This window comes from Halorhodospira abdelmalekii (assembly GCF_016583625.1).
Lineage (GTDB): Bacteria > Pseudomonadota > Gammaproteobacteria > Nitrococcales > Halorhodospiraceae > Halorhodospira > Halorhodospira abdelmalekii.
This window is the reverse complement of sequence record NZ_NRRN01000047.1, coordinates 1-21,238: the sequence shown is the minus strand read 5'-3', so window position 1 is coordinate 21,238 and position 21,238 is coordinate 1. Positions and strand designations below refer to the sequence as shown.

23 protein-coding genes and 2 tRNA genes are annotated in these 21,238 nt (G+C 63.7%); 12 read left to right on the top strand and 13 right to left on the bottom strand.

Annotated elements, in window-relative coordinates:
• Nucleotides 1–93: 93 nt before the first annotated feature.
• Nucleotides 94–972: a YicC/YloC family endoribonuclease gene (locus CKO15_RS11000; RefSeq protein WP_200196132.1), complete on the bottom strand. Its 879-nt coding sequence runs from the start codon at nt 970–972 to the stop codon at nt 94–96.
• The gene (gene irrA / locus CKO15_RS10995; protein ID WP_200196130.1) at nt 969–1,406 is read right to left on the bottom strand and encodes an iron response transcriptional regulator IrrA; all 438 of its coding nucleotides are present in this window, start codon (nt 1,404–1,406) and stop codon (nt 969–971) included. The genes CKO15_RS11000 and irrA overlap by 4 nt, the downstream gene beginning before the upstream one ends.
• 280 nt (nt 1,407–1,686) lie before the next feature.
• On the opposite strand from irrA, the gene CKO15_RS10990 reads away from it, so the two are divergent.
• From CKO15_RS10990 to CKO15_RS10950, 9 genes are all read left to right on the top strand, one after another.
• Nucleotides 1,687–3,108, top strand: a complete 1,422-nt coding sequence (locus CKO15_RS10990) for a phospholipase D-like domain-containing protein (RefSeq protein WP_200196129.1) — start codon at nt 1,687–1,689, stop codon at nt 3,106–3,108.
• A gap of 38 nt (nt 3,109–3,146) precedes the next feature.
• A complete protein-coding gene (locus CKO15_RS10985; protein ID WP_200196127.1) occupies nt 3,147–4,643 on the top strand; it encodes an FAD-binding oxidoreductase in 1,497 nt (498 codons plus the stop codon).
• Between the two features lie 130 nt (nt 4,644–4,773).
• Nucleotides 4,774–5,922, top strand: coding sequence for an MlaA family lipoprotein (locus tag CKO15_RS10980; protein WP_200196125.1), 1,149 nt, complete (start codon nt 4,774–4,776; stop codon nt 5,920–5,922).
• 15 nt (nt 5,923–5,937) lie between these two features.
• Nucleotides 5,938–6,447 carry a CidA/LrgA family protein gene (locus CKO15_RS14540; RefSeq protein WP_338036050.1) on the top strand — a complete coding sequence of 170 codons (510 nt, stop codon included), beginning with the start codon at nt 5,938–5,940 and terminating at the stop codon, nt 6,445–6,447.
• Entirely contained in the window at nt 6,440–7,168 is a 729-nt protein-coding gene (locus CKO15_RS10970) for an LrgB family protein (RefSeq protein ID WP_200196122.1), read from the top strand. Before CKO15_RS14540 ends, CKO15_RS10970 begins: the two co-directional genes overlap by 8 nt.
• Nucleotides 7,169–7,276: 108 nt before the next feature.
• On the top strand, nt 7,277–8,290 hold the full coding sequence (locus CKO15_RS10965; RefSeq protein WP_200196120.1) for an ATP-binding cassette domain-containing protein: 1,014 nt from the start codon (nt 7,277–7,279) through the stop codon (nt 8,288–8,290).
• Entirely contained in the window at nt 8,274–9,095 is an 822-nt protein-coding gene (locus tag CKO15_RS10960; protein WP_200196113.1) for an ABC transporter permease, read from the top strand. Before CKO15_RS10965 ends, CKO15_RS10960 begins: the two co-directional genes overlap by 17 nt.
• A gap of 118 nt (nt 9,096–9,213) precedes the next feature.
• Entirely contained in the window at nt 9,214–9,864 is a 651-nt protein-coding gene (locus CKO15_RS10955; protein ID WP_200196111.1) for an outer membrane beta-barrel protein, read from the top strand.
• Between the two features lie 124 nt (nt 9,865–9,988).
• Nucleotides 9,989–10,510, top strand: coding sequence for a glutathione peroxidase (locus CKO15_RS10950; protein WP_200196109.1), 522 nt, complete (start codon nt 9,989–9,991; stop codon nt 10,508–10,510).
• Nucleotides 10,511–10,540: 30 nt separating this feature from the next.
• Here CKO15_RS10950 and CKO15_RS10945 read toward each other — a convergent pair whose 3' ends face one another.
• From CKO15_RS10945 to dxs, 3 genes are all read right to left on the bottom strand, one after another.
• The gene (locus CKO15_RS10945; RefSeq protein ID WP_200196107.1) at nt 10,541–11,407 is read right to left on the bottom strand and encodes an EamA family transporter; all 867 of its coding nucleotides are present in this window, start codon (nt 11,405–11,407) and stop codon (nt 10,541–10,543) included.
• Nucleotides 11,408–11,448: 41 nt separating this feature from the next.
• Complete coding sequence (locus tag CKO15_RS10940) at nt 11,449–12,552, bottom strand: RNA ligase (protein ID WP_200196105.1); 1,104 nt, start codon at nt 12,550–12,552, stop codon at nt 11,449–11,451.
• 65 nt (nt 12,553–12,617) lie between these two features.
• On the bottom strand, nt 12,618–14,504 hold the full coding sequence (gene dxs / locus CKO15_RS10935; protein WP_242464738.1) for a 1-deoxy-D-xylulose-5-phosphate synthase: 1,887 nt from the start codon (nt 14,502–14,504) through the stop codon (nt 12,618–12,620).
• A 289-nt stretch (nt 14,505–14,793) separates the two neighbouring features.
• On the opposite strand from dxs, the gene CKO15_RS10930 reads away from it, so the two are divergent.
• Nucleotides 14,794–14,994: a hypothetical protein gene (locus CKO15_RS10930; protein WP_200196103.1), complete on the top strand. Its 201-nt coding sequence runs from the start codon at nt 14,794–14,796 to the stop codon at nt 14,992–14,994.
• Between the two features lie 249 nt (nt 14,995–15,243).
• Here CKO15_RS10930 and CKO15_RS10925 read toward each other — a convergent pair whose 3' ends face one another.
• Complete coding sequence (locus CKO15_RS10925; protein ID WP_200196101.1) at nt 15,244–15,495, bottom strand: hypothetical protein; 252 nt, start codon at nt 15,493–15,495, stop codon at nt 15,244–15,246.
• 400 nt (nt 15,496–15,895) lie between these two features.
• Between CKO15_RS10925 and CKO15_RS10920 the strand changes: the two genes are divergently transcribed.
• A tRNA-Met gene (locus CKO15_RS10920) sits at nt 15,896–15,972 on the top strand.
• A 305-nt stretch (nt 15,973–16,277) separates the two neighbouring features.
• On the opposite strand, the gene CKO15_RS10915 is transcribed toward CKO15_RS10920, so the two are convergent.
• The gene (locus tag CKO15_RS10915) at nt 16,278–16,625 is read right to left on the bottom strand and encodes an HPF/RaiA family ribosome-associated protein (RefSeq protein WP_200196099.1); all 348 of its coding nucleotides are present in this window, start codon (nt 16,623–16,625) and stop codon (nt 16,278–16,280) included.
• A gap of 180 nt (nt 16,626–16,805) precedes the next feature.
• Here CKO15_RS10915 and CKO15_RS10910 point away from each other — a divergent pair, with 180 nt between their 5' ends.
• Nucleotides 16,806–17,159: a hypothetical protein gene (locus CKO15_RS10910; protein WP_200196097.1), complete on the top strand. Its 354-nt coding sequence runs from the start codon at nt 16,806–16,808 to the stop codon at nt 17,157–17,159.
• Between the two features lie 63 nt (nt 17,160–17,222).
• Here CKO15_RS10910 and ychF read toward each other — a convergent pair whose 3' ends face one another.
• The 6 genes from ychF to ispE form a co-directional block, all read right to left on the bottom strand.
• A complete protein-coding gene (ychF, locus tag CKO15_RS10905; protein ID WP_200196095.1) occupies nt 17,223–18,314 on the bottom strand; it encodes a redox-regulated ATPase YchF in 1,092 nt (363 codons plus the stop codon).
• Between the two features lie 9 nt (nt 18,315–18,323).
• Entirely contained in the window at nt 18,324–18,908 is a 585-nt protein-coding gene (pth, locus tag CKO15_RS10900; RefSeq protein ID WP_338036049.1) for an aminoacyl-tRNA hydrolase, read from the bottom strand.
• Between the two features lie 7 nt (nt 18,909–18,915).
• A complete protein-coding gene (locus CKO15_RS10895; RefSeq protein WP_200196094.1) occupies nt 18,916–19,545 on the bottom strand; it encodes a 50S ribosomal protein L25/general stress protein Ctc in 630 nt (209 codons plus the stop codon).
• A gap of 25 nt (nt 19,546–19,570) precedes the next feature.
• On the bottom strand, nt 19,571–20,509 hold the full coding sequence (locus tag CKO15_RS10890) for a ribose-phosphate pyrophosphokinase (protein ID WP_200196134.1): 939 nt from the start codon (nt 20,507–20,509) through the stop codon (nt 19,571–19,573).
• A 71-nt stretch (nt 20,510–20,580) separates the two neighbouring features.
• Nucleotides 20,581–20,655, bottom strand: a tRNA-Gln gene (locus CKO15_RS10885).
• Nucleotides 20,635–21,238, bottom strand: a 604-nt coding sequence (gene ispE, locus CKO15_RS10880) for a 4-(cytidine 5'-diphospho)-2-C-methyl-D-erythritol kinase (protein ID WP_200196092.1), incomplete at its 5' end; no start/stop codon positions are given. The genes ispE and CKO15_RS10885, both read right to left, overlap by 21 nt.

Here is a 21,238-nt window from a genome sequence, read left to right as displayed (position 1 = left end):
CCGACACCTCGCCCAGAAGAGTCCGCGGCGCCCCCTCTAGCACTACCTTGGGCCGTATGGGCGCGATCATTCGCGCGCTCCTCCGGGCGATGGTCACTCGACATTCTGCACCTGCTCACGCATCTGTTCGATCCACACCTTCAACTCGACAGCGGTGTTGCTCGTCGCTGTATCGGCCGCCTTCGAGGCAATGGTATTGGCCTCTCGATTGAGCTCCTGCATCAAGAAGTCGAGCCGCCGCCCGACCGGCTCGGCCGCCGTCAGCAGACGCTGCACCTCGGCGAGGTGCGTCGTTAAGCGATCGAGCTCTTCGTCGATATCCGAGCGCTGCGCAACGTAGACCAGCTCCTGCTCCAAGCGGCCCGGGTCGGCCGGCTGCGGCAGACTCGCTAAGCGCGCCTGCAGACGTTCGCGCACCAAGCGATTAATCGCCTCACGCCGCCCCGCCAGCAGGCGCACAGCCTCCTGCGCCGCCTCGACACGCTGCCCAATCACCTCAGTCAGCTGCGCACCCTCGCGGGCGCGCGCATCCAGCAGCTGTGCTAAGGCCTGGTCAAGCAGCTCAAGGGCCCCCTCCTGCAGCGCGGTATCCCCTCGCTGCGGCTCTCGCAACATGCCGGGATGGCGCAGCAACTCGGCCACCGACGCCGGACGCACGGCATCACCGCCACGCGCCAACAACTCAGCACAGACCCGGATCAGCGCCTCCGCACGTGGCCAATCGACCTCAAACGCACCGCCTTCGCCCTGCTCGCGCACGGTCAGCATCGCTTCGACCTTACCACGAGCTACGCACGCAGCGAAGCGCTGCCGGAGCTCGGGCTCCAAGGCGCGAAACTCATCCGGCAAGCGCGTCTGGATCTCACGATAGCGGTGGTTTACGGCACGCAGCTCCCATATCAGCTGCACCGCACCCGACCCACCCTCGACCTCTGCCTCACTCCGCGCAAAGGCGGTCATACTGCGGATCAACGACTGCCCTCTGCAGCTGCGCGCATCCGCACGACCACATCGACCCCGCTGACCTGTCGCCCCGGGGGCAGTTTGAGACCGGCACACAGCTGCCGCTCGTCGACCAGCAGTTCAAGATCGTGGATCTCGCCGGTCTGCTCATCGTAGGCGTGGTGGTGGGGAGCCGTGTTGGTATCGAAGTACGACTTCCCCGAATCGACAATCAGCTCGCGCAGTAAGCCAGCCTCCTTAAAGTGGTTGAGCGTATTGTAGACCGTTGCCAAAGAGACCTTAACACCGCTCGCCCCGGCCTCCTCGTAGAGCGATTCCGCAGTCATGTGGCGGTGACCGCCGGCAAACAACAGGCCGGCCAGCGCCAAACGCTGCTGTGTCGGCCGCAGACCCGCGCTGCGCAGCAACGTCATTAACTCCTGCTCGCCGGGGGATTTTGACATAGCCGCCTGACTCATAAGTCAGCTCCTACAGTTAATTTAACGCGCTAGATGCTTGACCTGCCGGAGAGAACATCCCGGCGCTCAAAGTAGTGCGCCCCTTTTACCATAGATAATTAGTCTAATCCTAGACACCATCGAGACGACGCGACCTCCTGCCGCCGCACAACCAAGACCACGCCGGCAACGGGATCGCAACAGGCCGGTGCAACATGCCGGGACAGCCGCACTGCGCACTGCCGCGGTGGTTCCCAAAAGGGCTCAAAACCCCGAAACTGTTCATATGGAAGACGCAACGACTTGGATCATCGCGCTCGTCAGTGGGGCTGCCGCCGTCGCCGGCCCTATTGCCGCGGGCCACGCCCTGTTAACGAAGCGTGAACCGCAGGTCGCCGGGGCGTGGATCGCCATCTGTTTGATCTTTCCGCTCGCCGGCGCCACCGTCTACTACCTCTTCGGTATCAATCGGGTGCGTACCCGCGCCCGCAAACTTGTCGCCGAGGAGCGCATCCCGCCGGGGCACGGTCCGTGGCACCGACACACCAGCCCGACTATCAGTCCCGAGTACGCTGAACAGGTGCGCATCTCCGATGCGGTCAGCGGACGCAAACTCGAGGGCGGCAACCGCCTGCAAGTGCTGCACAACGGCGAAGAGGCCTATCCAGCGATGCTGCAGGCGATCGACGCGGCCCAAGAGCGTGTCTTTTTAAGCACCTACATCTTCGAAACCAACGCCACTGGACGGCGCTTTATCCGTGCACTGACCGCCGCACAGCGGCGCGGAGTCGATGTCCGGGTCCTGATCGACGGCTTCGGCGAGATCTACTCCTGGCCGCGCGCCAGCACCCTGCTCAAGCGGACTGAGGTGCCTGTCGCGCGCTTTCTGCCCCCCCGGCTGATGCCGCCGCAGGTCTCCATCAACTTGCGCAACCACCGGAAGATCTTGGTTACTGATGGTCGTCTCGCCTTTACCGGCGGCATGAATATCGGCGATCGCCACCTCGTCGAGAGCACCCACCCCCATCCGGTCGCCGACATGCACTTCTCATTCGATGGTCCGGTCGCTCGCCAGATCGAAGAGGTCTTTCTTGAGGACTGGGCCTTTACCACTGGAGCCGACCACACCCTGCCGTCGCTGGCACGGCGCCACACCGATGGCGCCCTGTGCCGAATCATTGCCGATGGCCCCAATGAAGACCTCGACCGCCTGATCATGACTCTGATCGGCGCGCTCTCGGCCGCCCGCGAAGAGGTCTGGGTCGTCTCTCCTTACTTTCTGCCCACGCGTCCGCTGATGACCGCGCTAGAGGCAGCCGCACTGCGCGGTGTCGCGGTCCGCGTACTGCTACCCGAACAGAGCAACCTGACCTTTGTCGACTGGGCGACTCGACACATTCTCGGCGAGTTGGTGCACTGGGGGGTGCAGGTCTACTATCAACCAGCGCCTTTCGCCCATACCAAACTCTTTGTAATCGACCGCCGCTATGCCCAGGTCGGCTCTGCCAACATGGACCCGCGCAGCTTGCGCCTGAACTTCGAGCTCAACGCCGAGATTTACAACCGCCCTCTGGCCGAGCAGCTAGCCGCTGACTGTGCGGACATCTGCGCGCGCTCGCGCTGCGTTACCGAGGCAGAACTCGAGCAGCGTGGCGCCTTTGAGCGCGTTCGCGATGCCGCCGCCTGGCTCGCCTCACCCTACATGTAGACCGCCTCAACCATCACACAACCATCGCACACTCGCCTATGAACCCACATTCGCACCACTCTCCCACCGCCCACGACAACACCGCTAGTACTGGCACTGGCTCTGGCACTACGCCGCCGCTACAGTTCACCCCCCTCCGCACAGCGCTGCGGCACGAGCTGTCCCCCGCTGCGGTACTCGATAGCACCGCCGAGATCGCGCCCTATATGGAGGAGCGACGCAACCTCTTTCCCGGCCAAGGCCGCCTGGTGGTCCGTCCGGCCGATACCGCCGAGGTCGTCACGACCGTGCGCCTCTGTCAGCAGCACGGCTTCTGCGTTGTGCCGCAAGCCGGCAACACCGGCACCGTCGGTGGCGGCTCGCCGCGCAGCGTCGACGAGGTCGTGCTCAGCGTCGAGCGGATGACCGCACTCCACGAACTCGACGCCGAGGAGGGGACGCTGACGGTGGCAGCCGGGATGACGCTCGCAGCGGCCCAGGAGGCCGCCGCGCAAGCCGGTTGGTACCTCCCGCTAAGCCTACCCTCGCAAGCGGAGTGCCGAATCGGTGGCAACCTCGCGACCAACGCCGGCGGTCTCAATGTAGTGCGCTACGGCTGCGCCCGCGATCTCACCCTCGGTCTCGAGGTGGTGCTTGCCGACGGACGCATCTGGAGCGACCTGAGCGGTCTGCGCAAGGACAACAGCCGCTACGACTTGCGCAACCTTTTCATTGGCTCAGAGGGTACGCTGGGCATCATCACTGCGGCCAAGCTGCGCCTCTTCCCGCCGCCACGCCGCCGCCGAGTCGCCCTCCTCGCCTTGCCCAGCCTCGAACCTGCCCTTCCCCTGGTGCGCCAACTCCAAGCCGAGAGCGGCGATGCCGTGGTTGCCGCTGAGCTGATGAGCGCCGCCGCCCTGGCCATGGGACAACTCCTTGAGCAGACCCCGCCCACACCGATCGCCGCCGCCCCCTGGTATCTGCTGCTCGAACTTGCCTCACCCGATCCGCGCGCCGATCTCGATAGCGGCATCGCAGCGGTTCTTGCCCAAGCAGCCGCCGCGGGATCGATTCTTGACTCGCAGCAAGCGGCCGATGCTACCGATATCGCGCGTCTGTGGCAGCTGCGAACCGCCATCCCCGATGGCCAGCGCTACGCCGGTGCCAGCATCAAGCAAGACATCTCGGTCCGCCCCAGCGACCTTGCCCACTTCCTGCCGCAAGCCTTGGCCGCCGTCGCTGCCTACGATCCAGCGATTCGGCCGTGTATCTTTGGCCACGTCGGCGATGGCAATTTACACTTTAACCTCAGCCAGCCGGAGGGCGCCGACTCGGCAGCGTTCACGGCTCAGCAGCCGCACTTAAACCGGATCATTCACGATCTCGTGATCCAATTCGGCGGCTCGATCGCGGCCGAGCACGGCGTCGGTCAACTGCGCCGCGCCGAACTCGCTCGCTGCGCCGATCCGTTGAGCGCCGAATTGATGAGCCGGATCAAAGAGGCCCTCGACCCATGCGGTCTCTTCAACCCAGGGAAAAAGCTCTATGCGCCCTAACCCACCCTTTGCCCAATGCCTATTGCGCTCCTTGCGCCCTTTACCACGGCTCCCGCTGCGGTCTCCGAGGCAACCACCACTGCCTGCTCTGCCGCTGGACTGCCCGACCAAACTGACCGGACTGAGCGGAATGCGCAGAATGCGCGCAACGGCCTCGCTGACCGCCGCTTTTGTGCTAGCCATCGGCCTCGGTGGCTGTTCCAGCACGCCCACCACCACACCCACCACGGAGCCAGCCATACCCTCAAAACCCTCTGCACTCCCAACCAGCGACCGCGACCGGCAGCTCAAAGCGGCGCTGGCAACTGCAGGGGGGGCAGATAACGACATCGAAGAGGGGGGCACGTGGATTAAAGAGGAAGAAGAGCACGCAGAGGAGTGGGATAACGACTGGGATAACGACTGGGATAACGACTGGGACAACGACTGGGACAACGACTGGGACGAGGAGTGGAATGAGGAATGGGAAGACGACTGGAATGGTGAGTGGGATGAGGGCACAGCCGATCCCCTGGAGCGTTACAACCGTTGGATGCACAACATCAACATGCGTGCCGACCGGCATCTTGTCCGCCCCGTCGCAGTCTTCTACCGTGATCAAGTTCCCGGCGGCATCCGCCGCCCTATCGGCAACTTCTTCACTAACCTGAGTGAACCCTTCTACGCTGCCAACCACTACCTGCAGGGCGATGGCGAACAGGGTACGCGCAGCGTCACCCGCTTCTTCGTCAACTCGACAATTGGCCTGCTCGGACTGTTCGATGTAGCTGGCGCCATGGGCCTAGAGAGACAGCGCAACGACCTCGGACTCACACTGGGTCATTGGGGCGTTCCCGAAGGCCCCTACTTGGTCTTGCCGGCCATGGGGCCGAGCACCGTGCGCGATACTTCCGGCTACGGCTTACAGTATCTGACCCGTGACTATCACAGCGTCTACTTCTGGAGCGATACCGAGCACTCGGTTCGCTACACCGGAATGCTCGCCTATGGTCTACACATGCGCGCCGAACTGCTCTCGCTCGATGAGCTTATGGAGCGCACCGGGGCCGACCCCTACGTCTTTATGCGCGAGTCCTATCTACAGAACCGGCGCGAACGGCTCGGTGAAGACGACTGGGATGATTGGGACGATTGGGATAACGGGGGCGATTGGGAGAGCGACGATGACTGGAACGACGACAGCGATTGGGAGAGCGACGATGACTGGGATGATGGGGACGGAGAAGAGCGGGATGACGAGAACGACTGGATCGATGGAGACGGAGAGAACAACGACTAGACAGAAGACCGGGCGGTGGCTCACTGTGCCCACTACTCGCACGCCTGCAACCAAGACCTGCAGCTGGAATCGCGAGTCGCTGTAACGATGCTCTACGGCCTGACCCTGCTGCTGCTCTTTCAACTCCTCGGCGAAGTGCTCGCTCGGGTGCTCGCCCTCCCTTTGCCCGGACCAGTGATCGGCATGGCGCTGCTCTTTGCCACGCTGATCGCCGTCGGTCGCGTGCCGGAGGGGCTGCGCACTGCCGCAGAGGGGCTACTGCGCTACTTAGCCCTGCTCTTCGTGCCGGCCGGCGTTGGCCTCATGGTGCACTTTGAGCGGCTCGCTGCAGACGCCTGGGCGATTGTCGCCGCGCTGGTCATCAGCACGGCCCTGGCGCTAGCGGTCACCGGTTTGCTCTTCCAGTGGCGGATGCTGCAGCCGCGCTCAAGCGCAGCCCACTCAACCGATACAGCCAATTCACCCTCGGCAACGCCGCCGAAGACAGGAGACCACCGCACGCCGGGAGCGCCATCCGATGGATGAGGAGTTTCACGATATCTGGGTCTTTCTTGCCGAGAGCCCCCTACTCGGCCTGACCATCACCCTGGTCGCCTTTTTGATCGCCCAACAGCTCTGGGCGCGGCTTGGCCGCTCACCGCTGCTCCACCCGGTGCTGTTGGCGATGGCGATGCTGATCACCTTTTTGGTGCTGACCGACATCGACTACGACACCTACTTCGAAGGGGCGCAGTTTATTCACTTCCTGCTCGGCCCGGCCACGGTCGCCCTCGCCATCCCGCTGTTCGATCAACTCGCCCGCATCCGTCAGCTGCTGCTGCCGATCACCGTCGCCTTAGTCGCCGGCAGCATCACCGCTTCGGTCTCGGCGATTCTAATCGGAGCGCTCTTTGGGGCCTCGCGCGAAACCCTGTTGGCCTTGGCCCCGAAGTCGGTCACCTCGCCGATTGCAATGGGGATCGCCGAGCGCCTCGGCGGCCTGCCCTCCTTGACCGCCGGGCTGGTGCTGGTCACGGGGGCCTTGGGCTGCCTGATGGCACCGGCGATCTTTGCCCTGCTGCGCATTCGCAGTGAGACCGCGCAGGGCTTTGCCCTCGGGCTCTCGGCACACGGCTTTGGCACCGCACAAGCCTTCGGCATCGGTGCTACTGCCGGCGCCTTCGCCGGTTTGGCCCTGGGGCTTGCCGGACTCTTCACCACCATTACCGTGCCGCTACTGATGCCACTGATCGAGGCGCTCCAGTGACCGGGTTGCGCGACAAGCTCCGTGCTTCCGAACAGAGAAGAGCGGCACGCGGCGCGGGAGCCCCCCTTGCGGCGATTCCTATAGCACCGCTACACTAGCTGCGACCTTATGCCCGAACCATCGACAGAATCACAACAAACAGACGCCCCGCACCGAGCGGCCGAAGGCACGAGAGTCGCCGAAGGCGCCGACGCGGGAAACACGTCCCAAGAGTGTGCCGTACTCGCCGAGGCGCTGAGCAAGCGTTACGGCGATCAGACGGTCGTCGATCGCATCACCCTCGCTGTTGAGCGTGGCGAGTGCCTGGGCCTGCTCGGACCGAATGGCGCCGGCAAGACCACCACGCTGCGGATGATCCTCGGCCTGACCCCTTACGACGCCGGATCCCTTCAGGTGCTCGGTGAGCCGATACCGGCACGCGCGCGTGAGATGCGCGCCCGCATGGGGGTCGTCCCGCAGATGGACAACCTCGACCCCGACTTTACGGTGCGCGAGAACCTTTTCACTTACGCCAGCTACTACGGGATCGACCGCAGCGAGGCCGCACGGCGCGTTGATGAACTGCTCGCCTTCGCCAACCTCGAGGAGAAGGCACAGGCGTCGATTGCCTCGCTAAGCGGCGGCATGAAACGGCGCCTCACCCTGGCCCGCGCCTTGATTAACGCCCCGGAACTGATCGTCCTCGATGAGCCGTCGACCGGACTCGATCCGCAGGCCCGCCAACACATCTGGCAGAAGCTACGCGCCCTGCAGCGGCAGGGGCTATCGCTGCTGATCACCACACACTACATGGAGGAGGCCGAACGGCTCTGCGACCGGGTCGCCATCATGGATCACGGGCGCATTGTGGCGTGTGGCAAACCGGGGGCCTTGATCGCCGAACACCTTGAGCGCTACGTCATTGAGCTGCGCGGTGATGCTGCGCGCCACTTCTTGGCCACCCACGAGAGCCAAGTGGCACCGGCGCGTATCCGTGAAATTGGTGAAACCGTGCTGCTCTACGCCGATCAGCCGATGCCGATCGCCGAATCGCTCGATGGCCACGGCCTGACCTACTTGCAGCGGCCGACCAACCTAGAAGATCTCTTTTTGCAGCTGACCGGCCATGATCTCAGAGAGTAACCGTAGCGTGCATACCGCGGCCCCACACGAGCGCTGGCTGCCGCGCCCGAGTCTCCGCTTCGTAGCGGTATGGCGCCGCAACCTGCGCGTCTGGCGCAAGCTGATGGTGCCGTCGCTGATCGGCCACTTCGGTGAACCGATCCTCTATCTGTTGGCCTTCGGCTACGGCCTTGGCGCCCTCATCGGCGAGGTCAGCGAGTTGCCGTATATCGTCTTCATCGCCTCCGGCATCCTCTGCTCCAGTGCGATGTTTGCCGCCAGCTTCGAGGGGCTCTACTCGGCCTTTACTCGGATGCATGTGCAGCAGACCTGGGCGGCAATGCTCGCCGCTCCGCTTGAGGTCGACGACATCGTGCTCGGCGAGGCGATCTGGGCGGCGAGTAAGGCGCTAATCAGTGCCGCAGCAATCGGCTGTGTGGCCGTTGTCTTGGGACTGCTCTCGCCCTGGGGGGTACTGCTGGCACTGCCGCTGATCTGGCTCATCTGCCTCGCCTTCGCGTGCATGGCGCTGATCGTCACCGCTGTTTCGCCCAGCTACGACTTCTTCCTTTACTACTTCACCCTGATCCTGACTCCGATGCTGCTGCTCTCCGGGGTCTTCTTCCCGCTCGAGCAACTGCCCTCGCTCGTCGTCTCGCTGGCCTACCTCCTGCCCTTGGCCCACATGATTGAGATCATTCGCCCGCTGGTCACCGGTGGTGCGCTCCATGTGGGGCTCTTGCTCCATCTGCTGGTGCCGATCGCCTACACGGCGGTGGCCTTCTGCATCGCTTCGTGGCTCTTTCGCCGTCGCCTCCTGCGCTGAGAAGATATTAAAGCTGCGGCTCCACTCTTTCGGACTCTCTCCGGTAAAGAGTATATAGTTGCGAGGGGGGCATCGACCTTGGCCTCCTTCCTTCCGCACTCTACCGGAGAGTAGACCCATGCGCCCACCACACGAGCTCACCCTGGTTACCCTCGGCCGCTGGCCGCTGATTGTTGCCGCGCTGCTGACCGCCACCGCCCTGCTCCTGCCACCGACTGTGACCGCTAGCGCCACCGCACAGGGCACCACCTACGTCGGTCTAAACGTCGGCAGGGTGGTGCTGGAGGTTGATGACAACGCCGGCGACTCCAGCGCAGTACGCCCGACCGCCGCTGGCCTCCACGCCGGTTACTTTCCTTGGCGCCAAGTCGCCATCGAAGGCCGCATCGGCCTCGGCGTCAAGGATGTTGAAGAGAGAGGCGAACATGGCAAATCGACCCTGGAACTCGAGCATCTTATAGGGCTCTACGCCGTCGGCCACTTGCTGGACTATCGCGATCTCTTTTCGCTCTACCTGCTCGCCGGCGTAACCAAAGCGCAGTGGAGCAACAAACCTCCCTCACCCTCCAGTCGCATGCAGATGAGTGACACGGCCCCCACCATCGGTATCGGTGCGACCTTCTACCCCCACCCCGGCTTCGGCTACCAGATTGAGTACATCCGCTACCACAGCGGTGGCGAAGACCGTTTCCGTGCCAACGGCCAAACGGGGGATAAACTTGAGTGGGACTTAAGCGCAGTGAACGTCGGCGTCATCCGCCTCTTTTAAGGCCTGCCGTCGCTCCGCTTTAGGCCGACTGCCGAAGCCATTGCCGCGCATCCTCCGTGTTGATCACGGCGGTGATGCGCGGCATGCTGAGGCATCCGCACTTCCTGCCAGCGAGGCCTCTGCCATGTCCTCAAAACCGACCTCCGTCTACGACTTCACCGCCACCACGATCACCGGCCAGCCACAACCCCTGCGCGATTTCGCCGGCCAGGTGCTGCTGATTGTCAATGTCGCGAGTCAGTGCGGCCTCACCCCTCAGTACCAAGGCTTGCAAACGTTGCAGAGTCGCCACCACGAGCGTGGCTTTACCGTACTCGGCTTCCCCTGCAACCAGTTCGGCAACCAAGAACCGGGTGAAGAGGCCGAAATTGCCGAGTTTTGCACCACCCGCTTCGAGGTCAACTTCCCCCTCTTTGCCAAGATCGAGGTCAACGGCGATCAGGCGCACCCCCTCTTTCAATACCTCAAATCAGAGGCGCCGGGGCTGATGGGCAGTCGGGCAGTGAAGTGGAACTTCACCAAGTTCCTCGTCGATCGACAGGGACGGGTGACCGCTCGCTACGCACCGCAGACCGCTCCGGAGGCGCTTGAGCGCGACATCACCGCACTGCTCGATGCGCCGCCGGTGGCCGACGGCGACGGCTAGCCGCTCCTGCGCGGCGGCCCATATTGGCCTCTATTTGCCAATCACGGCGTAGCGCGAAAACCGGGCGTTGAGCCATAGCGAGGCGATCAAAACGGCGCCCCCAGCGGCTAGGCGCTGCCACTCCGTATCTGCCCCCCACAAGGTCAAATTGACGAGCAGGCCGGCGGGAATCAGCATATTGTTCATCACTGCCAGGGTGCCACCATCGACCCGCCGCGCCCCCTGGTTCCAAAGGTAGAGCCCAACGCCGGAGGCCATGACCCCGAGCCACACCACCACTCCCCACTGCAGCGAGGTCTGCGGCAACAGCGTCGGATCGCCGAAGAGGAGAAAGGCGGGTGTTGCGACGAGCAACCCGCCGAGGAAGAAGAGAAAGAAGACCCGATAGGGGGGGACATCCAACGGATAGCGTTGCAACAGGTGCTTATAGCCGACCTGCCCGGCGGCAAAGGCGGCGTTGGCAACCTGCAGCAGCAGAAAGCCGCCCCAAAACGCCCCATCGATGCCGTCGTAGCGAATCAACCCGGCGCCAAAGACCGCTAACACCGCTGCAAGCAGCGCAACCGGTGCAAAGCGCCGATAGAGCGCATCGTCGAGTAGTGTGACGTAGAGCGGGGTCGTGATGGTAAAGAGCAGCACCTCGGGCACGCTCAGGTAGGCGAAGGAGCGGTAGAGACAGAGATAGGTCACCCCAAACTGCAGCGCCCCGACCCCGATCAAGCCTAAGGCGAGCGGCCATGCGATCCCCCGCAGCCGCAGCAGGGGCAAAAAGAGCAAGGCGGCGAGTGCCACACGACTCAGTACCGCGAAGTCGTTATCGACCTGGCCGGAGAGGTATTCACCAATCAGGCTGAAGGAGAAGGCCCACAACAGGGTCACTGCAATTAAGTAGTGCATCGCTTATAGGCTGGATGGCAGTTGGTCGCACCGGATCGCGTTCAGTCGTAGACTTGTGCGCCGCTGAGGAAGTTACCCAGCAGCCCGCTGATGCGGGGGAAGACACGATCAAAAGTCAGCACCCAGTAGCCATCTTCGGCCTGTTCAAGGGAACGCACCGAGGAGTGGATCTCCTTCTGCGGCACCCGTCGCATGTGCTCAATGAAGCGCTCGGCGTTCACCCGCGAGCGGAAACGGCAACGGAAGTGGTGGGCGACTTTGTGGGTGTCGCGATGCGCCCGTGCAGCTGCAAGCAGCGGATCGATCAACGCAGCGCCGAGCTCGGCGCGCAGCTCCGGGCGCTCTAGCGCAGGCGACTCCTCCAGGATCAAGACCAAACGCAGCAGGCGATTGGTGAAGTACTCCGGCGGCATATCGATCAAGGCATCGCCCATGGCACGCAAGTCCTGCACAACCGACGCCGGGGTGACGTATTTGGCCCGCTTTTGCCGCTCACCCTCCTCCTTGAGGACCAAGCCTTCGACACCGCGCCGATCGAGCTCACCCAGCAACGCTCGGACCGCCTCGGGTTGATCGGCGTGGAAGCGACCGTGGTAAGGGACGGCAGGCAGCCCATAGCGCTGCAGCAGGTCGTGCCGCTCCACGGTCGCCATGAACTGCGGCGCATCGAAACGCATCAGATCGAAGATGCGTAGGACGACCTCGTGGTCGATATCGGGCGGATGGCCCTCCAGGTAGGGGTTGCCGGGACCGGCCACCTCGCCGCAGATCACCAGATCGGGCTCGTCATCGAAGATGCGCAAATCCATTAGATCGGGCAGCCGATCGGTGGTGAAGGGGCAGACAAAGCCACCGCGCGAGAAGGCCAGATCGGTATCGGCGTGGCGCACGATCCGGACATTGAAACCGTCGATCTTCTCCTCGGCATGAAACGGCGCCTGGAAGTGCTGCTTCAGTCCCTGCTCTAAGTTCAACACCCGGCCGATGGAGGGGTAACCGGGCACCGCCCGCCCGCCCAAGAAGACGGTGCCGCGCGGCCAGCCGCCGAGGGCATCGGTGAGACGGGTGTAGGCGATCTCGTCAAAATGCTCACGGCGCGCTTTGTTGCGCTCCAGCGCCTGTTCGATCCAGGAAGGGTCCACCATGGTGCGGCACACTCCATCAGTCGGGCCATCAGTTGGGCCACCAGTCCGATTGCCAGCCGGGACTGTCAGCCGGGCTGCTGCAGGGAGGCGACCACGCTGCGGAGACCCGCAGCATCGAGCCCACTCGCTGCGAGCAGGGCGTCGCGGTCGCCGTGCGGGGTGAAGGTATCGGGCAGGCCGAGATGAGTCACCGGGGTGCGGTTGCCGATCCGCGCTAAGTGCTCACTGACCGCACTGCCGGCACCGCCAGCGATGACGTTCTCCTCCAAAGTGAGCAGATGGCGATGGGTCGCGGCCAGCTGTTCGATGCAAGCGACATCGAGCGGCTTAACGAAGCGCATGTTGGCCACCGTGAGATCGAGCTCCTCGGCCACCGCCTCCGCCGTCGGCAGCAGAGCGCCGAAGACGAGCAGAGCGATACCGGCATCGCCGCGGCGACGGATCTCGGCCTGACCGATCGGCAGCGGTGCAAGCGACTTCGGCAGCGCACACCCGGGGCCACGACCACGCGGATAGCGGACCGCAGCGGGGGCATCGGCGTGCAGCCCGGTCGAGAGCAGCCGCCAACACTCCGCCTCATCCCCCGGGGTCATGACGATCAGCTCGGGCACGCAGCGGAGAAAACTCAGATCGAAGGTGCCCTGGTGGGTTGCGCCGTCGGGGCCGACAATCCCCGCCCGGTCGATGGCAAAGAGCACCGGGAGGCGCTGCAGGGCGACGTCGTGGATCAGCTGATCGTAGCCACGCTGCAAAAAGGTCGAGTACATGGCCACAACCGGGCGCGCGCCCTCGCATGCTAGCCCGGCAGCCAAAGTAACGGCGTGCTGTTCGGCAATGCCGACGTCGATAAAGCGCTCCGGGTAGCGCTGGGCAAAGCGGCCGAGCCCCGAGCCTTCGCGCATCGCTGGAGTGATGGCAAAGAGCCGCCTGTCCGCAACAGCTGCCTGGGTGATCCAGCGGTCGAAGACGTCCGTGTAGCTGAGAGCGCCCGGAGAGGACGGCGGCGTTAATCCCCGAGCCGGATCGAAACGACCCACACCGTGATAGGCGGTCGGGTCCTGCTCCGCCGGGGCGTAGCCTTTGCCCTTACGCGTGACTACGTGAAGAAGCCGTGGACCCGGCTGATCGCGCAAGTTGCGCAGCACCGTAACGAGCCCCGAGGCGTCGTGACCGTCGACCGGCCCGTAGTAGTGGAAGCCGAGCTCCTCGAAGAGGGTGCCCGGGGCAATCATGCCCTTCAGGTGCTCCTCAGTGCGACGGGCAAACTCGTGCACCGGAGGAACACGACGCAGTACCTCGCGGGCGCCCCGCCGCAACTGCCCGGTCAGCGGTGCGGAGAGCAAGCGGGTCAGGTAGTTCGACAGGGCACCGACGTTCTCAGAGATCGACATCTCGTTGTCGTTGAGCACCACCAAGAGATCGGCACCGCTCCCGCCGGCGTGGTTTAACGCCTCAAAGGCCTCCCCCGCCGTGAGCCCACCATCGCCAATGACCGCGACGCAGCGACGCCGGGTGCCGCTGTGAGCACTGCCCAGGACCATACCGAGGGCCGCACTGATACTGGTCGAGGAGTGGCCGACACCGAAAGCGTCGTAGTCACTCTCTTCGCGCACTGGGAAACCGGCCGGCCCCCCGGCTTGGCGGATCTCTGTGAGCCAGCGCCGCCGCCCAGTGAGCGCTTTATGGGCGTAGCACTGATGCCCGACGTCCCAGATCAGCCGATCGTGCGGGGTATCGAGCGCATAGTGCAGAGCGAGGGTCAGTTCGACCGCCCCAAGACCAGCGGAGAGGTGACCACCGCTTTGCGATACGCAGGCGAGTAGAAAGGCACGCAGCTCCTCGGCCACCTCCGCAAGGCGCTCCACTGAGAGCGCACGGAGATCGCTGGGGTCGTCGATCGTCTGGAGCAGCGGATACGCTTCAGGGCACTTTGGATCGTTCATAACTGTCATAATACTAGGCTCATAGCGGGCATTGCCACGGGTTGGAGCGCTGCAACGGAGCACGCACGGCGACAACTGCAGTCAGCTAGTGGCATACGGTAAATCTGCCCATTCGCTGCGGCATAGCACCGCAACCGGCGGCTTGCAATGACCTTAAAACGGAGGCAAAATACAGGAGCCCGGTGTTTTGGCTGCGCGCCCTGGCAGGGCTTTAGGTAAAAAAAGGGCGTCGAACAATCTACAGAACAGAGATCGCTTTCTTGTCGCCCAAAGACGACACACAATGAGGAAGGCAGCCATGGACCTAGCCAGCATACTATCAGTCGGCGCTGGCCTCTACGGAGGATATAAGGGCCATCAAGCCAGGGCGGCAATTAGGGACGCCATCGAGGAGCAAACGGGCGTCCTGCGCGAGCAGTTCGCACTGGCGCGGGACGATAGCGGTCCGCGCACCCATGCGGGCGATGGCCGAGGCCGCTATGTTGACGTCTCAGTGTGAGGACCCCGCCGGGCTCGCGCTACGGCGTTCACCTCACCGCATCTTAGCGGAGGAGCGCCTGCGCTCCCCGGCACAGCCACAGAGCCTGTCGCGGTCGTCGGCGCGCCGCGTGCGACCAAGACCCACCGGCCACCAACTCCGCCTGGCCTAGGGAGCAGGGCGGCGGCTAGCTATAGGCCGCGCTCCGCCGCCACCCTGTCGGCGCGCCGCTGGCGAGCAAAGAGCCCGCCTAGACAACCCACCCCACGACTACCACTGCTGCTCACCCCCGTCAGCAGGCTCTTCAAAACCACCGCCGAACGGGTCTTGCTGCTCGTCGCCCTCAGGCGCCGCACCCCACGGGTCTTGCTGCTCATCGCCCTCAGGCGCACCCCACGGATCGTCGGCCTCCTGGGCGGGCTCTGCGGCTGGACCTGCCTCCTCTTCGCCTCCCATGCCGGCACACCCGGCACCGAGCAGCAACGCGGCCAACAACGCCAACGGTAGCATCTTATAAGGCATCGACTCCTCCTTTCGACGTACAAAATAGACACCCGAAACGGGCACCGATTCGATCAATCGGTGTTCCCATATGGCGAGATGCACCGCCCGCTCCGTTGCATAATCCGTGCCGCCATTTCGGGGGGCGCTGCGCTCGCCCCTCCACGCCTCCCCCCTTGCAACTGCCGTGTTTGCCTGCGCCTGTTAGCACGCCCATCGACGCAAACGACCCCCCTCAGAGCGCCGCTGTTGCCCCAACGCAACACCCCTGAAGCTTTGAAGAAGAAAGGGTTATGGAGCCCCAGATGCAAATGCGTCGCTTTTCCGCGACAACTTCCCGGGGCACTTGATGGCACAAAAGCCGGCTTGACAGCAAAGAAAAAAACAGCGATAATTACCGCCCTTTAGTGGGTATCCGCATGGCTATGTAGCTCAGCTGGTTAGAGCGTCGCACTCATAATGCGAAGGTCGGTGGTTCGACTCCACCCATAGCCACCAAAAATCCAAGATTTGCCCCCCCACCCTTCAGCGAGCAGGCGTGAGCGCGGCCGCTCACTGGCGCGGCGCCCTGCGGGCGAAAAGACCAACCGAGACAGCACGCGCGGCACCGACCTTCCCGATCGGTGCCACGCCATTGCTCGCTAGCACTCTCTTGTGAATGCCACGCACCCGGGCGGGCATGGCTAGAACAGAAGCACAGGAGACTTCTGGATAGCCCATAGATAGCCTGAAGCCCCTGAAAAGAGACCCCGCTTACCCCCCCTCCGGGCTAACGCCTGGCAGGGGGAATGCGCGGGGGGGGGTCAAATCCCTGGTTCCGGCGGCTGATGGCTGCTGCGCTGCTTGCTCACCAGCTTACCGAGGCGACCATCCAACACCCGCTCCAGCTTACGCGCGGCGCCACGCGCGGCGTCGTAGGCATCCTCAGCGGTATTTTCGGCCAGCACCGGATCGAGACCGCGCGGCCGCGCCTCAATACGGCAGTGCTTGTTGACGCCTCCTTTAGGGCCATTCGTATCTTGAAAATGCACTTCGATGCGCGTCAACTGCTCGCCGAAGCGGCGGTCGATCGCACCAAGCGACTCAAGGATGCTGCGCTCAAGGGCCTCGGAGATGTGAACGCCGGAGCCAGGATTGATCTGGATCTGCATGGATGCGGAATCTCCCTCCTGATAAGTGGTTAACAAGCTCCCTCACCGGCACATTCTGACCGACTCAGGGCTTACGGCCAAGGGGTTATTTCAAGTTTCGGCAACACTTGCCGATGATAGGATCAAACGCCGCCTCGGGGTACCTCCCCGCAACGGCACGAGAAACAGAGGAGGGGCGCCATGTTCAATGTCCCCCCGATTCGTGATACGCAGCGCACCACTTTGCTGCGGAACGCGCGGGAGATCCGGCAGATTGAGCCGGTAGCCCCGTTTCCGCGCATTGAGGCGACCGGCCACCGCAGCAACGAGCCCAACCGCCCCGCAGCGGTTGAGGAGCGGCTGCGCCGCGACAAAGGCAGGCGGCCAACCGCGCGCGATGCCGCAGCCGATCCAGAAGGCGGCGAGACCAGGGGGCGCAGCGGAGAGCGCAGCACGGCCCGCCGTAGCGCGACTGAAGGCGCAGCTGCGAGCTATCGCGCCGATGGTGGCCAGGGACGGACGTCGGCACGTCCACGCCTAGACGAATACGCCTAAGGCCGGACGACGACACAACGCTTCGGACACAACCGCCTCAGGCTGACCATTGTCGCCATTGGACTAGACATTAAAGCGGATGTGAGTCACATCCCCTTCGTGCAGCACGTACTCCTTACCCTCTAGCCGCAAGCGCCCGGCATCCTTCGCCCCTTGCTCGCCGCCGTAGCGAACGAAGTCGTCGTAGCTGATCACCTCGGCCCGAATAAAGCCCCGCTGCATATCGGTATGGATCTTGCCGGCCGCCTGTGGCGCCGTAGCCCCGCGCGCTACCGTCCAGGCCCGCACCTCTTGCGGCCCGGCAGTAAAGAAGGTCTGCAGCCCGAGCAACTCATAGCCCGCCCGAATGACGCGATTCAGGCCCGGCTCTTCGAGCCCGTAGGCAGCAAGCAACTCCGCCTGATCCGCCTCGGCCAAAACGGCCAACTCGGCCTCAATCGCCGCGCAGACAGGCACCACCATCACCCCTTCGGCCTCGGCGTAGGCTGCGAGCGCATCCAGCAGCGGGTTGTCAGCAAACCCCTCCTCAGCAACATTCGCGATGTACATCAGCGGCTTGCTGGTCAGGAGATGGTAGCCCTTCAGGCTGCGCTGCTCCGCCTCCGGCAAATCAAGAGTACGCACCGGGATGCCGTCGTTCAGAGCTGCGCGCACCCGCTCAAGCAGATCCCGCAGATAAACCGCCTCCTTGTCTCCACTCTTTGCCGCACGCTCCTGGCGCTGCAGCGCCTTAGTCACGGTCTCCAGATCGGCGAGCGCCAACTCGGTAGCAATCGTCTCGACGTCGGCGACCGGATCGACGCGGCCGGTGACGTGGTGCACATCCTCATCTTCAAAACAGCGCACCACCATTGCAATCGCGTCGGTCTCGCGGATGTGCGCCAAGAACTGATTCCCCAGCCCCTCACCTTGCGCCGCGCCAGCGACCAAGCCGGCGATGTCGACGAACTCCATCGTCGTCGGCACCACCCGCTGCGGCTTAACCAACGCTGCAAGGTGCTGCAGGCGCGGATCGGGCACCGGCACGATGCCGACGTTCGGATCGATCGTGCAGAACGGGTAGTTTTCGGCGGGGATATCATTTTGCGTCAACGCATTAAAGAGCGTCGATTTGCCAACATTGGGCAGCCCGACGATACCGCAGTTGAATCCCATAACGAGGCCTCATCCATGCAGTTGCCGACAAGCGCGATCCCACTCACCGGCCAGTAGCCACGGCACCACGTCCGCGGCCTCCTCAACGGCGATCTCTAGCTGCCGCCGCTCTACCGCACTCGGAGCCGATAAGACGTGCTGAACCACCGCATCGCGGTGCCCAGGATGCCCGACGCCGATCCGAATCCGGGCAAAATCGGGCGTACTGAGTGTCGCCTGCGTATGCCGCAACCCCTTATGTCCACCATGACCACCCCCCCGCTTCAGACGCACGCTGCCGGGCGGTAAATCGATCTCGTCGTGAGCCACCAAGACCGCCTGCGGCGGAATCTTGAAGTAGTTCGCCAGCGCAGCGATCGCATCACCGCTGCGATTCATGTAGGTCGTCGGCTCCAGCAACCGGCAGTCGTAGCCAGCGATATCAACCCGGCCGACCACACCGTAAAAGCGCGACTCGGCCCGCAGTTCACCACCGTGGCGCCGTAGCAGCTCCTCGATAAACCAGAACCCGGCGTTATGCCGGGTTCCTTCGTACTTCGCGCCAGGGTTACCGAGACCGACGATGAGCCGAAACTCACCCTCTTGCCCTGCCACGGGCGGACTACTCTGAGGCGTCCGACTCGGCTGCTTCGCCGCTGCCGCCGCCGCGGGTCTTACGAGTTGCTTGAACCGAGACCACAGGCGCATCATGCCCCGCCCCCTGTTGCAGGGCGACGGCCTCGACGCCCTCTGGAAGTTGCAGCTCGCTGACATGAACCGCTTGCCCGACATCCAATTTCGAGACATCGACATCGATATACTGGGGCAGATCCTTCGGCAAGCAGACGACTTCGATATTGAGAAGATCGTGGTGCAGCACCCCACCCTTCTTAACCCCGGGGGCAACTTCCTCACCGTGGATGTGCAGCGGCACCTGCACGTAGATCTTCCGGTCGGCCTCCACCCGCTGCAGGTCGATATGCTGCACCAGGGGCTTGTAGGGGTGGCGCTGCAGCGCCTTGACGATCGCCTGCTCGGTCTCGCCGCCAACCCTAACAGTCAGAACCGAGGAGAAGAAACTCTCCTCCTCCAACAGGCGGTACAGCTGATCGTTTTCCAGGGTCACGGCCTGCGACCCCTTGCCCGCGCCGTAGACGACGCCCGGCACTCGGCGGGCGCGCCGCAAGCGACGCATGGCCCCGCGTCCAGTCTCGGTGCGCGGATGCGCATCGAGCGTCATTTCCACCGTCATGATCGATTCACTCCTGAGTTGGGGATCACTCTACGAAGAGCTCGCTGACTGATTCGTCGTTGCTGACCCGACGCATCGTCTCGGCGAGGATCTCCGCAATGCTCAATTGCCTGATATTGGAGCACGCTGCCGCCTGTTCGCTCAGCGGAATGCTATCGCTCACCACCAACTCATCAAGGCTGGAGGCGGCGATCCTGCTGACGGCCTGGCCCGAGAGCACCGGGTGGGTAATATAAGCCACAACTTTACGGGCTCCCCGCTCTTTCAGCGCCTCGGCAGCCTGGCACAGCGTGCCGGCGGTGTCGACAATATCGTCGACGATGATACAGGTCTTCTCCTCGACATCGCCGATGATGTGCATGATGGAAGACTCGTTGGGCCGCGGCCGCCGCTTGTCGATGATAGCCAGCTCGGCATCATCGAGCCGCTTAGCGACCGCGCGCGCACGCACCACCCCGCCGACATCGGGCGAGACGACGACCTTGCGCGGGTAGAGCTGTCGCCAGATATCACCAAGGAGGATCGGCGAGGCGTAGACATTATCGACTGGAATGTTGAAGAAGCCCTGGATCTGGTCGGCGTGCACATCGACCGTCACGATGCGATCGTAACCGGCCGCCTGCAGCATATCGGCAACCAGTTTCGCCGAAATCGGCACCCGCTGCGAGCGCGGCCGCCGGTCCTGGCGCGCGTAGCCGAAGTAGGGAATGACCGCCGTGATGCGCGCTGCCGAAGAGCGGCGCAGCGCATCGACGATGGCCAGCAACTCCATCAGGTTGTCGTTAGCCGGGCGGCACGTCGACTGGACCACGAAGACGTCCTTGCCGCGGACGTGCTCGTTGATCTCAACCATGATCTCGTCGTCGCTGAAACGATCGACGACGGCGTGCCCAAGGCGGGTTTTGAGGTGGGATGCAATTGCCTCCGCCAGGGGAAGATTGGAGTTCCCGGCGAAGACCATCATCGGTCCATTGAGTTGCACGACTAGACGTCTACCTTCACGAGATCGGCTACGAGATCGGGGTTAAGCGGAAATGGCTGGGGCGGCAGGATTCGAACCTGCGAATGCCGGTACCAAAAACCGGTGCCTTACCGCTTGGCGACGCCCCAATCGTTGAACTCACCTCCGGCCGGCGCAGCCACCTCAAGTTCCGCCTCCAAGGGCGAACGGGCCACCGCGCGCGCCGCAAAACCGGACCATCGGCTTGGCAGCTCACGCAGCACTGTCCGCGCCTCTGCCTCACCGTACAGACCCAAAAAGCAGCACCCACCCGTGCCGCTCATCTTCGCCTCGCCGCGCATGGAGAGCCATTCTAGCACCTCCCGCACCGCTGGCCAACGGGCACGAACGACCGGCTCGCAATCGTTCCAAACCGCGCCAGCGCGAAGGTCGCGTATTGTGACCAGTTTACTATCGCGTGTCAAACCCGGATCATTAAAGACCGCTGCGGTCGAGACCGCGACCCCGGGGTCGACCACAACCAGCCACGGCCACGGCATCGCTTCTGCAGGCAACGGCTCAAGCCGCTCACCGACCCCCTCACCCCAGGCACTCGCACCGTGCACAAAGACCGGCACATCAGCGCCCAACTCCAGCCCTATAGCAGCGAGGCGGTGACGCTCGTAGCGCAGCCCCCAGAGCTGATTCAGGGCCAACAAGACCGTAGCCGCATCGGAAGAGCCCCCCCCCAGC